Raw genomic sequence first — 13,244 nt, forward strand, 5'->3', positions numbered from 1 at the left:
AGCCCACAGGGAGAGGGAGACATCGTTTTCGCAATTCCTGCTCTTTCGTCTCACGTTTCTTGATACTTACCCTGATAACTATTATCTTGACCGCGTGTGACGAGAGGTTTCCCCATGAGTGAAGAAGCGCTGTTTAGCCGCAGGCCGATGGGCATGCGGATGGCGATGATCGTGCGCCAGTGGCGTGCGGTGATCGATGATGCCATTCTCGATACCGGCTTAACCCAGTCGAGCTGGACGGTGATGATGCAGCTTCATCAGCTCGGGGATAACGTCTCAATGAGTGAGCTGGCGGAGGTGCAGGGTATTGAACTGCCGCCGCTGATGCGCACCCTGACACAGCTGGAAAAACAGGGTTACCTGCTGCGCACCACATCGCCTTATGACAAGCGCATCCGGCTTCTGACGCTGACGCCTGAGGGAAAAGCCATTTTAAAAAGGCTCACTCAGGTGATTGAGACCTATCAGGCACGCGTATCGCAACACATCGCGCCGGAGCATATCGAGATTTTCAGCGCCACGTTAAATCAAATCGCCTGCAATTTGCGGACAATCCGCGAAGAAGACAACAAGACCGAAAAATAATGACCCCTGAACAAAAGTTTGCCCGCTGGGTAAGGGTGAGTATTGCCTCTTTCCTGCTGATGTTTATCTATTTTGTCGTCGCGGATATCTGGATCCCGCTGACGCCGGACTCCACCGTCATGCGCGTGGTGACGCCGGTTTCTCCGCGCGTCTCCGGCTACGTGGCGGCGGTACATGTCCACAACAACAGCCAGGTGAAGAGAGGCGATCTGCTGTTTGCGCTCGACGACACGCCGTTTCGCAATAAAGTGGAAGCGGCGCAAATCGCGCTGGAGCAGGCGCGTCTCTCTAACGAACAGCTGGACGCGCAGATCGCCGCCGCGCAGGCCAGCCTGAAAACCGCGGTGCTGACCGCGCGTAACGACAAGGTGACCTTCGAACGCTATCAGAAGCTGAGCACGTTACAGAACGTCTCGCAGGCGGATCTGGATAAGGTCCGCACCGCCTGGCAGAGCAGCGAGCAGTCCGTCAGCACGATTCAGGCCAACATCCGGAACCTGCGCATCCAGCGCGGCGAGCGCGAAGAACACCGCAACGTGACGCTGCAAAAATACCGCAACGCGCTGGATGAAGCAGAACTGAACCTCGGCTGGACAAAGGTCTACGCCCAGGCGGACGGCACGGTCAGTAACCTGCAGTTAAGCCCCGGTTTTTACGCCTCATCCGGCTCCGCCGCGCTGGCGCTGGTAAACAACCAGACCGATATCGTGGCCGATTTCCGCGAGAAGAGCCTGCGCCATACCCGTCAGGGCACCGATGCCGCCGTAGTGTTTGACGCCTTCCCGGGGCAGGTGTTCCGCGCCCACGTGGCCAGCAGCGACGCGGGGATCCTCGCAGGCCAGGAGGCGGTTAACGGCCAGCTCTCCCAGCCGGAGACCTCTAACCGCTGGGTACGAGACGCCCAGCGCATGCGCATTCACGTCACGCTGGACGAGCCGCTGCCGAAGCCGCTGCCAACCGGCGCGCGGGCGACCGTGCAGCTCTACAACAGCGAAGGGCCGTTTGCGCGCTTCTTCTCCGGAATGCAGATCCACCTGGTGAGCCTGCTTCACTATGTCTATTAATACGCTGGCGCGGGTCTTTACCCCGCACGGCAACATCGTCTACACGGCAAACGACTTTCGCCAGACCCTGCGCATCGTTTTTGCCGGGATGATTGCCCTGAGCATATCGAGCTTCTACAACACCAGCTACGGCGTGTTTTTCGTGGTCTATCCGATCATGCTGCTGTCGCTGGTGCCGGTGTTTAACCGCCACGTGGCGAAGCAGTTTATCTTCAGCGCATCGCTGAACTGCGTCGAAATGGTGATTATCATCGGCTATCTTTCCCAATGGCCGGTCATCATGACGCTGGTGGTATTTGCTCTTTACGTGATGCGTTTTCGTTTTATGAGCAAAGGGCCGCTGTTCCTGTTCGGCTCGATGGGCGTTGTGTGCCAGAGCGTAATGCTCAACTTTATGAGCTACCCCACCACCAACTGGCACACGCTGCTGTTTTCCAACATTGAAGCGAGCGTGATGGCGGTGTGCCTGAGCGCGCTGATGAACTACCTGCTGCCGGACGTGGAGCCCCGCAAGCCGCCGCCACTGATTGAGAAAGACGACGCCCGCGTGCGCCACGAGTCGCTGCTCTCCGGCAGCGTCGCGACGATGATTTTCGTGGTGTTTCAGATTAGCGACTTAAGCGATTCGCTCTCGGCGCTGATGGCAGGAATTCTGATCCTGTTCCCTATGCACTACCGCGGCGCGGTGATGAGCTCCATCTGGCGCGTGGTCGGGGTAGTGCTGGGCTGCCTCTACATTCTGGTGGTGCAGCTTATCCTCTACGATCACAGCAGCCATATGCTGCTGATGATGCCGCTGATTGGCCTCGGCCTGGCGTTTGGCGCGCGGCTGCACGTGATGGAGAAAGTGGGCGCGGGCGTGGGGTTTTCCAGCATCACGACCATCGGCATTATGTTCGGGCAGAACATGCACCCGGACAGCGACCTGGTGTTCAGCGATCTCTATCGCATCACCTCCGTGACCTTTTCGCTGGTGGCGACGCTGACGATGGTCTTTCTGGTGCATTTGATCCTGAACCGTTTCGCCGCCACGCGCTACGTCATTCAGGGCTGATAGCGTTTGCCGCCGCTGAAGCTCCAGTCCTCAGCGGCCGTAAACTGGATAACGACCATCACGTCTCCACCTTCAATGCCCATCTTCTCATTCAGTTGCGCAGCCAGCTGGTGGTAGAGGGCAGATTTCTGTTCAGTGCTCCTCGGCTTACCAGCAACGATATTAAACAGTATCGCCCCCTCCGTTCTGCCCGTGCTGAGATAGTGCCGATCAATGTATCGATCCCCGGCCGCGAAGCATTCAAAAAAATGGAATCTGTCCTGTGCGGGAACGGCGAAGGTTTCCGTCAGCGCCTGGTGCAGAATGTCCGAGATCTGCTTTTGCTGCATCTCGCTATAGCGGTCACCCGTCATGATACGAACAAACGGCATTACTGTTTCTCCTCTGCAAGACTGCTCAGCGCGCTGACGGCGGCCGGCCAGCCTGCGTAAAACGCCAGATGGGTAAACGCTTCGGCTATTTCGTCGTCCGTCACGCCGTTTTGCCGGGCGAAGCCGATATGCCAGGGAAGCTGCGCGGTGCGCCCCAGGGCTGCCAGCGCGGCAAGCGTGATCAGACTGCGATCCCGCGGGGCTAGCTGCGGACGCTGCCAGATATCGCCAAAAAGTACCTGCTGGCTCAGTTCCGCCAGCTTAGGGGAAACCTGCGCAAGCGTGTCGCGATTCAGTGTTGTGCTCATTTTTATTCCTCCTGTCTTCTGGAAATCACTTTCGCAGGCTGCCACCATAAATAAAATCGCAATGTTCAGGACTGAATATCCTGAAAATGAGGATGATATGGATAAACGCTTTTCAGCATTAGACCTGGACGCGCTGCGCAGCTTTGTGGAGGAGATCCAGTCCGCCAGTTTTGCCGAGGCGGCGGACAGACTGTGTCGGTCCACCTCTGCGGTCAGTGCCCAGTTAAAAAAGCTGGAGCAGCAGTGTGGCGTGGCTCTGACCGTTAAGCAGGGGCGTACGCTGGCACTGACCCGAGAGGGTGAAATTCTGCTGAGCTACGCCCGACGCATGCTGGTATTAAATGATGAAGCGCTCCGGGCTATCAGAGGTGAGTTGCTTCAGGGCGAGGTGCGGCTGGGTATGCAGGAGGACTTTGGCGAGTCCGTGATGCCGAAGGTCCTCGGCGATTTTCACAGACAACACCCTGAGCTTCGCATGACGGCACGTGTCGATCGCAACCCGCCGCTGCTGCGCGGCGTGGCGGCGAATGAACTCGATCTGGCGCTGGTCTGGCAGGAAGGTCGAGAAGGCGACTACGTGCGAAGCGAACCGCTGGCATGGATTTGCCGGTCCCGCGAGGACATTGAGGTCCTTCTGCAACGAGGTGAGCCGCTGCCGCTGGTGATGTTTGACGCGCCCTGCCTCCTGCGAAGCCGGGCCATCGCGGCACTGGATGCCGCAGGTATTCCCTGGCGTATCGCTTATACCAGCTATAGCCTGAGCGGGCTGTGGGCGGGAGTTAGCGCGGGGCTGGGTATTACGCTCCGCACGCGTATTGGTCTGCCCGAGACGTTATGGATCGACAGCCACCTGCTGCCAGATGCAGGAGAGCTGGGTATCGCCCTGCATCAGGGGAGCGCCTCCCCCGATGCAGCTATTACCAGCATGAAGGCGCTGATCCTCAGGACGCTGAATGGATAAGCGTTGGGACTTGCGAGAGTAAGAACAGGATTAGGCCTATCGTCCCGCCCACCAGGGTGCCGTTGACGCGGATAAACTGTAGGTCTTTGCCGATGTTCAGCTCGATCTGACGTGACATATCTTTGGCGTCCCAGCTTTTGACCGTGTCGCTGATGTGGCGGGTCAGGAACGCGGCGAAATCTGGCGCGACGCGGTGCGCGGCCTGCTCCAGATGCTCGTTCAGCGACGCGCGCAGGCTGGCGTCGTTTGTTAGCGTTTCGCCAAACCACAGCCCGGCGTTGGCGATGCGCTGCTTCACGCGCGAATCCTCGCTCTGCATATCCGCCTTCAACCACTGGCGCAGGTCAGCCCACATCTCGCCCAGATAGCGGTTAAACGCCTCATCGTTTTTCAGGTAGTGCTTGATGTTGTCGGCTTTCGCCGTCATTTCCGGATCGTTTTTCAGGTTGTCGATAAGCTTCAGCGTGGCGCGGTCGAACGCCTGACGGATCTGGTGCGTGCGGTCGTGGCTGATATCGTCCAGCAGCGTGTTCACCGCGTTCGACACCATCTCCGCGCTTTGATCGCCCAGCCACTCCGTGGGGAGCACCATCGCCTTGCGGGGATGCTCGGTTTTGAGCCAGTGGACGATCTGGTCGGCGATAAAGTCCCGCGTGCTTTCCCGCTGAATCAGGGTAATCAGGCGGTTGATGATGGCGTCCAGCAGTACCTGATGGCGGTTATTTTTGGTCATGCTCTCCAGCATGACGGCGCTGGTTTCGGTGAAATCCACCTTATCGATGGCCTTATGCACCGCCCGCTTAAGCAGGCGTTGAATACGTCCGTCATCGGTCAGCTCGAGAAAACCGCTCATCACCTGCATCAGATGCAGCCCGACGCGCTGGGCGTTGTCGGGCTTGCTGAACCAGGCGCCAATCATCTGCGCTGGCTCATAGCGGCGGATCAGCGCCACAAGCGACTGAGTATCAAGAAACTTCTCCTGCACGAACTGGCCGAGATTGTCGCCGATTCGGTCCTTATTGCGCGGAATAATCGCCGTATGGCGTGAGATAAAGGGAATCGGCACCCGGCGGAACAGCGCGACGACGGCAAACCAGTCCGCCAGCGCGCCGACCATCGCCGCCTCGGCAATGGCTTTGACGCCGCGCACCCAGAAGGTTTGCGGCAGGAACAGGGTGGTGACAAAGGCCGCGGCGGCAATCAGCAGCAGCGACAGCGCCAGCAGCTTGGCGCGTTTGAGTTCAGCGATTTTTTCCATGGGTTAAGGATAGAGGGAAGCGGGGGAAAAGTGCAAAAATCGCCACAGCACCCACCCGCCAAACCCCATCAGCACCCCGCCCGCCGTGCGCTCAATCCACCACAGCGAACGGCTGAGCTTCTGTTGCACCGCCGATAGCCCCATCATCGACACCAGCGCCAGATCCCACGCCAGCACCACCATCACCATCCAGACGCCGCAGGTCGCCTGCTGAAGCAGCGTGACGTCCGGCCCGAGTAACGCCGTCATCAGCGCCAGATAGAACAGCGCATTTTTTGGATTTAACAGCGCCGATCCCAGTCCCAGCAGGATCTGCTTCATCAGAGAAGGGCACCGCTGTCGGGTTTCTGCAAGCGCCAGCGCCTGCGGTTGGCTGCGCACCAGATGCGAGCCGATCCACAGCAGGTACAGCGCCCCGCATACCTCGATAAGCGTAAACAGCCACGTAAACTGGCGCAGCGCGCTCCAGCCGATAATCACCAGAACAATATAGAGCGCGTTACCCGCGGCGATGCCGACGCACAGCCCGGCGCTGCCGCGCAGCCGATAGCGCGCCGCGTAGCCCACAAGCAGGAAAAAATCCGGACCCGGGCTCAACAGCGCAACAAAATGCGCCAGCGCCAGAGCGAGAAAAGCGGAAGGGAAGAACAGTTCCATAGCGACCTCAGTTAACCATCTGAGGACAGGCTACGGCGCTGCAGCTCCTATTTATTGTCTGATATTGATCGGCCCGTGGCGTACTGGCGCGGCGTGGCGGCGGTATAGCTGACGAAGGTCTTATGAAAATGGCTCTGGTCGGCAAAGCCGCTCTGGTAGCTGACGTCGGCGATGTCGTCCCCGGCACGTAGCCGCGCTTTGGCGAACTCCACGCGGGAGATGTTGAGGAAGCTGCCCGGCGTCAGGCCGGTGTCCTGCCGGAAGGTGCGGATCAGCGTCTCCTTGCGCAGCGAGAAGCGTTGGGCAAGTTCGTCGAGAGAGGGCGGGCTGGTGAGATTGGAAAGAAACGCCTCCTGAACCTGCTGGCTGGTTGGCCGAAGCGCGTCTGCGTTATCCGCGCAGCGGGGAAGGGCAGAAAGCAGCGCCTCCATGAACGCTGGAGACATTGTCTTAACGACGTCCACGTAATGGGCAAACAGGGCAGGGTTACGAATCACCTGTAGCGCCAGAGGAAGATCGGTGTCGATATAGAGCATATGGTAGCTGCGCGGCTGCCCGTCGACGGGGTTGCAGCTGTGCGGCACATAAGCCGGGATCGCAATGAGGTCCCCGGGATGAAGAATGTACTCTTGGTCATGGCACACGCAGCAGGTCTGGCCCTCAACAATCGCGCCGATGGAGAGTTGAGGGTGACAGTGGCGTTTGTACGCCCGCGTGCTTTGCCAGGTGCTGCGCAGCTCAATGCCTGAGGCGCGGTGAAAAGTCTGGCGAACGTGTCGGGTATCGGTCATGGTAACTCCTTCTGGACGTTTTTTATACCACGTCAGCGAACCGTCCGGCACTGCTTAACTCAGAACCTTCCGGATATACCCAACTTTACGTCCACAGCCAGTCATGTTGACTACCCTTAATACCCTAAGCGGTAAAACATGGAGATTCGATATGGCTTATCAGACAGTAAATCCTGCCACTAACCAACTCATCAAAGAATACCCCTCACATACCGACGCGGATATCGAAGCGGCGCTCAAGGCGGCCGATGCGCTTTACCATTCGGAATGGGCGAAAGGCGACATCAGCCAGCGCCTGCCGGTGCTGCATAAGCTTGCCGACCTGATCGACGAGCGCGTGGAGGATCTGGCCAAAATCGCCAGCCAGGAGATGGGTAAGCTCATCGAACAGAGCCGCGGCGAGGTGAAGCTGTGCGCGCAGATCGCCCGCTACTACGCCGACAACGCGAAGCAGTTCCTCGCCCCGGTGAAGTACGACTCTGAACTTGGGGAAGCGTGGGTGGAGCATCACCCCATCGGCGTGCTGATGGCCGTCGAGCCGTGGAACTTCCCGTACTACCAGCTGATGCGCGTCCTGGCACCAAACCTGGCGGCGGGTAACCCCGTTATCGCCAAGCATGCCAGCATCGTGCCGCACTGCGCCGAGACCTTTGCGCATCTGGTGCGCGAGGCGGGTGCGCCGGAAGGGGCGTGGACGAACCTGTTTATCTCGTCCGAACAGGTGGCGAATATCATCGCAGACGATCGCGTGCAGGGCGCAGCGCTAACCGGCTCCGAAAAGGCGGGCAGCGTGGTGGCCGCGCAGGCGGCGAAGCACATTAAGAAATCGACCCTCGAACTGGGCGGTAACGACGTCTTCGTGGTGCTGGACGACGCGGACCTGGATAAAGCGGTTAAGATTGGCGTGAATGCGCGGCTCAACAACGCAGGGCAGGTTTGTACCGCGGCGAAGCGCTTTATCCTGCACGAGAAAATTGCCGACGCGTTCCTCAGCAAATTTACCGAGGCGTTTAAGCAGGTGAAGATTGGCGATCCGCTGGACGAGAGCACCACGCTGGGGCCGCTCTCTTCCAAAGATGCGCTGGAAACGCTGACCAAACAGGTTAACGAGGCGGTGAAAAACGGTGCCACGCTGCACTTTGGCGGCAAGCCGGTGCAGCGCGACGGGAGCTTCTTCGAACCGACGATCCTGACGAATATCTCCCGCGATAACCCGGCGTACTTCGAAGAGTTCTTCGGCCCGGTTGCGCAGATGTACGTGGTGAAAAACGACGACGAGGCGGTCGCGCTGGCGAACGATTCCCACTACGGCCTGGGCGGGGCGGTGTTCAGCCAGGACATCGAGCGCGCGAAGGAAATGGCGTCGCGGATCGAGACCGGGATGGTGTACATCAACTGGCTCACCGATACCGCAGCAGAGCTGCCGTTCGGCGGCGTGAAGCGTTCCGGCTACGGACGCGAGCTGTCGGATCTGGGGATCAAAGAGTTTGTGAACCAGAAGCTCGTGGTGGTGCGTAAGTAAGAGGTAATAAAAAAACCTGCCGGTTGGCAGGTTTTTTCAGTTGATTACTGTACTTCGATCTTGTCCCAGCCGCTTTTGAACATGCAGCTGTCGACTAACGTATCCCGGCGATATTCATTCGCGTCTTCAACCGTGTAGCTCGTGGAAATATCCTTTTTCTTGTTCTTTTTGTCCGTTTTTTCCGAGCTCGAACCGGTCACCACGTTATCCGGAGGCAGATCGATCAGGGCCTGCGCTTCGCATTCCGTAAGCTTTTTATTCATCTCAGCGTCGCTCACGCCCGGTTTTACCCATTTGTACTGGACGCAGCCGGTGAGCATCAGCGTGAGGCTCAGAACGCAAAGCGCGGTAATGCGGTGTTTCATCAGAAGCTAACTCCACCGCCGACATATGCGCCATCAATCAGGGTGTGGTTTGGACGACCATCTTTACCGTCAACGCTCACGTGGCGGTAGCCTACTTTCAGCGTAACCGGTTTGATTGGGGTCCAGCTTACGCCGCCGTTAGCTTCAACGTAGTTTTTCACGCTGTTGTTCAGGCCTTCTGGTGCCGCATAGCCTTCGCCATAGACGTGGATGCTGTCGGTCAGCGCAACGTTTACGCCGCCGCCAATCGGGAAGGCCACGCCGTTATCGCCTTTTTTCGGGCCGATGTAGATGGCTTTTGCGCCCGCATTCAGCATCACCGGGCCCACTTCCAGGTTGTAACCTGCGCCCACGCCACCGGTCTGGGTACCGTCGTCGGTGTTTTTCAGCCAGTTACTTTCGAGATAAACACCGGATGAGGATTTGCCCATTTCCAGGTTGAGGTTGGTAAAGTTTTTACCCTGCTCAATGCTGCCGCCCATTGCCAGTGCGGAACCCGAGATGGCGGTCAGTGCAGAAAGAAGAAGAATGTTCAGTTTTTTCATGTTTCGTGCCTCATCATCAAATTAATCTGGGGGCACCTTAACAAGCGATGTTTATGACTGCAAATGTGATGCAAATCGACTTTTCATGCTGTAATTGTTAATTCTTTTATCTTTATTTGTAACGCTTAAGTTGGGTTGTCGGTGTGTCAACGCGCAAATTTCAGGTGTTGAGGAAAAGTTTAATTTTTTGACTAAACGAAATCTGAACGAGGCAGGGATAGTGATTTGAGATGCATTAATTGCGCTTCTAATAATTTCCAATTCCATTTCTAAAATCACATAAAAAAACAAATTTTTACATTTTTATGGTCATTATTCGTTCAGATGTCCGGCCACGTTTCCTTTCCATGTCATTTTTCTGACACGTTTGTTCATTACGTTGTGGGCTTCACTTTCCGGATGCTAACAATATGAAAAGAAAAATCATTCCTGTGCTTATCGGCTGTACGCTCTCTTTCTCTGGCCTGGCGGCGCAGCCCACGGCTGAGCGCTATGTTGTCAGCTTCCCTGACGGCTCACACGTGAAATACAGCGGCGCGTTTGCCGGTGCGTTTCCGAATGGACTCCCGGTAGGGATTGGCTCCGGCCTGCTGTTTACGGGCAAGCAGGGCGATGCTCTGACCTTCGCGACCGTAACCGATCGCGGTCCTAACGCCGATGCGCCCAAAATGGGTAAAAACGAAGCCAAAATTTTTGTCACGCCGGATTTCGCGCCGCAGCTGATGACCATCCGCGTTCAGAACGGCAAAGCGGAGGCAACGGATGCCCGCCCGCTGCATGATGATAAAGGCGAGATTAACGGCCTGCCGCTGCAAAGCGGCGTGATTGGAGCCACCAATGAGGTGGCGTTCAGCGATACCCTCAAAATTCTGAAGGGTGACAACCGCGGGCTGGACACGGAAGGCATCACCCCGGACGGCAAGGGCGGTTTCTGGCTGTGCGACGAGTATGGCCCGTTCCTGATTAACGTCGACAGCAAAGGAAAAATTCTGGCGATCCACGGGCCGCAGGCGGCGGAAGGGGAAAAATCCATCGCGGGCGGTCTGCCAAACGTTATCAAATGGCGCCAGCCGAACCGGGGCTTTGAAGGCCTGACCCGGATGCCGGACGGGCGGATTATCGCCGCCGTGCAAAGCACGCTGGATATCGACGGTAAGAGTAAAAAGCAGGCGCTGTTTACGCGTCTGGTCAGCTTCGACCCGGCGACCGGGAAAACGGCGATGTACGGCTACCCCATCGACAGCGCGGCCTACAGCAAAAACAGCGACGCTAAAATCGGCGACATCGTGGCGCTGGACGACCAGCACATCCTGCTGATTGAACAGGGTGAGGATAAAAATGACGCGATGCGTAACCTTATCTACAAGGTGGATCTCAGCAAGGCGAGCGACCTGACCGCTTTCGACAAGCCGGGCGAGTACCCGGAGTTTGATGATGAGAAAACCCTGGCGCAGCGCGGCATTACCCTTGCTGCAAAAACGCAGGTCGTCGATCTGCGCGCGCTGGGCTGGAAACAGGAGAAGGCCGAAGGGCTGGCGCTGATCGACGGCAAACGGATTGCGGTGGCGAACGATAACGACTTTGGCGTAAAGGTGGCGATGCAGCATCCGGTTGAGGGCAAAAAGCTCAAGGATTATCGGGTGAACGAGGAAGGCAAGCTGACGCTGGATGATAAACCGGTGGAAACCACCCTCAGCGTGAAGCCGCTGAAGAAGCCGGAGTCCGACAGCGAGCTGTGGATTGTGACGCTGCCGGAGGCGGTGAAATAAGTTTACCCCTCTCCCCACAGGGGAGAGGGGATTGTTTGGTACAGACATTTATCAACGCGGAGCAGCTAGATCGTTTTAACGCTCTTTTCCCAGGTCTCGACCAGATGATCTCGCAGGCTTCCGGTTCCGTGCATTGTCACCAGAAGATTCTGTCGTGCGCGGGTAAAACCGACGTAAAGGCGCTTGATATCGTCACTCAGATCTTCACTGTCCCTTTCCTTTGCCGCATCCATAATGGCGACTGAGTGAAATTCAAGACCTTTACTGCTGGGCAGCGGCATGACGCAGAGGAAATCATTCTGCGGTGACCAGTGCTTTTTATCATCGCTGGAGACAATCATCTGGTAGGGGATCTTGCGGGCTTCGAGCCGTGGTCCGAGCATACCTGAAATGCTGTAGGTGGAGGGGCACAGTATGGCGATTTCCGACCATGAAACCCCCTGCTGACGCTGCTCTGTGACCCAATCAAGGACGCGTGTAATCTCCTCGTCCTGATTATCAAAGCTGTCCAGCGCCGGATACTGCCCTGACAGCCCTCCTGCGGCAGGCTGCTGGTATTTGAGAGAGGCTTCTATGTGATTATTGAGATAATTAAATGCTACGCTGCTGGCAAAATGGAGTATTTGCCGGGTATTGCGATAATTGGTATCCAGAATCGTTGTGCGGCCCTGAGCCTTTATATCGACGCTGGAGAGGGTAAAATCGAGCGCTTTCTTTTTCTGATAAATTGACTGAGCGTCATCGTACAGGAAAAGCAGGGAGCTATCTTTATTGTCCGGCATCCTGGCGAGGATCCTTAGCCATTCCGGCTTAAAATCGTGTCCTTCATCGATCAACACGGCACTGTACTGCTCTGGTTTGATCACGCCCTCTTCAAATGCCACCGTCAGCGCATTTTCCATCAGTTCAATAAAGTTTTTGCTCCTGGGGGGAAGACGCCGATGCGCGTTTAATTGTTGATAACACCAGGCGTGGAAATGGGTAATTTCGACAGGAAGACGGAGAGTGTGTTGCTCCAGTTGCGCTTTGAGTTTTTTGGCGAGCGTGATGTTGTAGCAAATCACCAGTATCGGTTTGGTGTTTTCAATATTGTTGGCAAGCTCTATACATCGGTGGTGCAAAATGAGCGTTTTGCCGGAGCCTGCCACGCCGTGAATGACCCTGTGTCCCGCCCCCATACTTCTGGCGAGTTGTTCCTGGTTCCTGTCCATCATGCAGACCACATCAGGGGTGTGGAACGTAAAATTATCCAGATCGACCCGCGTCACGGACGCGTTAATACGTACGTCGGGATAAAGATGCCAGCGAATGCGGTCGAGCTGTTGTGAGGTAGCGTGATGAACGAAGCGATGTCTGAGAAGGGATTCGAGCCGGGCGGAGATCTGTTCCCGGGTCATAAACTCGGTGAGTTCGTCTTTGCAAATCACCTGGCTGGTGGGCAATATTTCATTCAGCTCGTCGGGTGTAAAATTCTTTTCCAGCTGCGCCCGGGTGATATTGCTCAAGTACACCCCGTATCCATACGGCATAATAAAGCTGCCCTCATAATCACCCTGCTGCTGGCGAAGCAGAGGATCTTTTTTCAGGCTGTCAATGATGTGGAAGGTATATTGTCGAACCTGTTCGAGCGGGTTTTTTAGGGGCTCAATGCCGTTTTTGGTCTCATAATCAATATGCGTTTTATTCGCAGATTTTATTTTCGTGATAAACCAGTCTTTCACCTCAATAAACAACAGACCTTTTTCCGGTGCCAGAATCACAAAATCAGGATGCTCTTGCCTGTCTCCCATTCGGGTGTCGTACCAGCAGGTACACTGTTCGCTGAGCCCACCCTCAAGAAGCCTTGCCAGCCTTTTTTCTCCCGCTGTTATCTTCTCGCTACAGCTGCTGATTGTGGGAATAATGATTGCCATATTACGCCTACCAATTCATGAGAATTATATAAATCCATTTAATTAATATTTTAAGGAATATTAATCAAAGCATGATTGCAT

The 13,244-nt window shown here is 56.4% G+C and carries 14 protein-coding genes; 6 read left to right on the forward strand and 8 right to left on the reverse strand.

From position 1 onward, the window contains the following. Positions 1 to 114: 114 nt before the first annotated feature. Genes IM273_RS13180 through IM273_RS13190 form a run of 3 tightly spaced genes read left to right on the forward strand, consistent with a single transcriptional unit; the run spans position 115 to position 2,703 of the window. The gene (locus tag IM273_RS13180) at positions 115 to 585 is read left to right on the forward strand and encodes a MarR family winged helix-turn-helix transcriptional regulator (RefSeq protein WP_028015381.1); all 471 of its coding nucleotides are present in this window, start codon (positions 115 to 117) and stop codon (positions 583 to 585) included. After that, positions 582 to 1,649, forward strand: a complete 1,068-nt coding sequence (locus tag IM273_RS13185) for an HlyD family secretion protein (protein ID WP_193051537.1) — start codon at positions 582 to 584, stop codon at positions 1,647 to 1,649. Before IM273_RS13180 ends, IM273_RS13185 begins: the two co-directional genes overlap by 4 nt. Beyond that, a complete protein-coding gene (locus tag IM273_RS13190) occupies positions 1,639 to 2,703 on the forward strand; it encodes a DUF2955 domain-containing protein (protein WP_045259544.1) in 1,065 nt (354 codons plus the stop codon). The genes IM273_RS13185 and IM273_RS13190 overlap by 11 nt, the downstream gene beginning before the upstream one ends. On the opposite strand, the gene IM273_RS13195 is transcribed toward IM273_RS13190, so the two are convergent. Beyond that, on the reverse strand, positions 2,694 to 3,074 hold the full coding sequence (locus tag IM273_RS13195; RefSeq protein WP_069733133.1) for a tautomerase family protein: 381 nt from the start codon (positions 3,072 to 3,074) through the stop codon (positions 2,694 to 2,696). The genes IM273_RS13190 and IM273_RS13195 overlap by 10 nt on opposite strands. Beyond that, complete coding sequence (locus IM273_RS13200; RefSeq protein WP_028015385.1) at positions 3,074 to 3,382, reverse strand: carboxymuconolactone decarboxylase family protein; 309 nt, start codon at positions 3,380 to 3,382, stop codon at positions 3,074 to 3,076. The genes IM273_RS13195 and IM273_RS13200 overlap by 1 nt, the downstream gene beginning before the upstream one ends. 97 nt (positions 3,383 to 3,479) lie before the next feature. Here IM273_RS13200 and IM273_RS13205 point away from each other — a divergent pair, with 97 nt between their 5' ends. Next, a complete protein-coding gene (locus tag IM273_RS13205; RefSeq protein WP_193051534.1) occupies positions 3,480 to 4,343 on the forward strand; it encodes a LysR substrate-binding domain-containing protein in 864 nt (287 codons plus the stop codon). On the opposite strand, the gene IM273_RS13210 is transcribed toward IM273_RS13205, so the two are convergent. From IM273_RS13210 to IM273_RS13220, 3 genes are read right to left on the reverse strand one after another with little or no spacing between them, the layout of a single operon-like run. Continuing rightward, the gene (locus IM273_RS13210; protein ID WP_193051533.1) at positions 4,324 to 5,601 is read right to left on the reverse strand and encodes a DUF445 domain-containing protein; all 1,278 of its coding nucleotides are present in this window, start codon (positions 5,599 to 5,601) and stop codon (positions 4,324 to 4,326) included. The genes IM273_RS13205 and IM273_RS13210 overlap by 20 nt on opposite strands. A gap of 3 nt (positions 5,602 to 5,604) precedes the next feature. Then, positions 5,605 to 6,258 carry a LysE family translocator gene (locus IM273_RS13215; protein WP_193051532.1) on the reverse strand — a complete coding sequence of 218 codons (654 nt, stop codon included), beginning with the start codon at positions 6,256 to 6,258 and terminating at the stop codon, positions 5,605 to 5,607. 47 nt (positions 6,259 to 6,305) lie between these two features. Further along, complete coding sequence (locus IM273_RS13220) at positions 6,306 to 7,049, reverse strand: AraC family transcriptional regulator (RefSeq protein WP_193051531.1); 744 nt, start codon at positions 7,047 to 7,049, stop codon at positions 6,306 to 6,308. Positions 7,050 to 7,200: 151 nt separating this feature from the next. On the opposite strand from IM273_RS13220, the gene IM273_RS13225 reads away from it, so the two are divergent. Continuing rightward, positions 7,201 to 8,571, forward strand: coding sequence for an NAD-dependent succinate-semialdehyde dehydrogenase (locus IM273_RS13225; RefSeq protein ID WP_048999303.1), 1,371 nt, complete (start codon positions 7,201 to 7,203; stop codon positions 8,569 to 8,571). Between the two features lie 44 nt (positions 8,572 to 8,615). Here the strand turns inward: IM273_RS13225 and IM273_RS13230 are convergent, their stop codons facing one another. Continuing rightward, the gene (locus tag IM273_RS13230) at positions 8,616 to 8,936 is read right to left on the reverse strand and encodes a hypothetical protein (protein ID WP_028015390.1); all 321 of its coding nucleotides are present in this window, start codon (positions 8,934 to 8,936) and stop codon (positions 8,616 to 8,618) included. After that, positions 8,936 to 9,481 carry a YfaZ family outer membrane protein gene (locus IM273_RS13235; RefSeq protein WP_028015391.1) on the reverse strand — a complete coding sequence of 182 codons (546 nt, stop codon included), beginning with the start codon at positions 9,479 to 9,481 and terminating at the stop codon, positions 8,936 to 8,938. Before IM273_RS13235 ends, IM273_RS13230 begins: the two co-directional genes overlap by 1 nt. A 410-nt stretch (positions 9,482 to 9,891) precedes the next feature. On the opposite strand from IM273_RS13235, the gene IM273_RS13240 reads away from it, so the two are divergent. Next, complete coding sequence (locus IM273_RS13240; protein ID WP_193051530.1) at positions 9,892 to 11,250, forward strand: esterase-like activity of phytase family protein; 1,359 nt, start codon at positions 9,892 to 9,894, stop codon at positions 11,248 to 11,250. A gap of 65 nt (positions 11,251 to 11,315) precedes the next feature. Here the strand turns inward: IM273_RS13240 and IM273_RS13245 are convergent, their stop codons facing one another. Beyond that, positions 11,316 to 13,163, reverse strand: a complete 1,848-nt coding sequence (locus IM273_RS13245) for a 3'-5' exonuclease (RefSeq protein WP_193051529.1) — start codon at positions 13,161 to 13,163, stop codon at positions 11,316 to 11,318. Positions 13,164 to 13,244: the final 81 nt, after the last annotated feature.

It is taken from the genome of Enterobacter cloacae complex sp. P13B (assembly GCF_014895915.1).
GTDB classification, from domain to species: domain Bacteria; phylum Pseudomonadota; class Gammaproteobacteria; order Enterobacterales; family Enterobacteriaceae; genus Enterobacter; species Enterobacter bugandensis.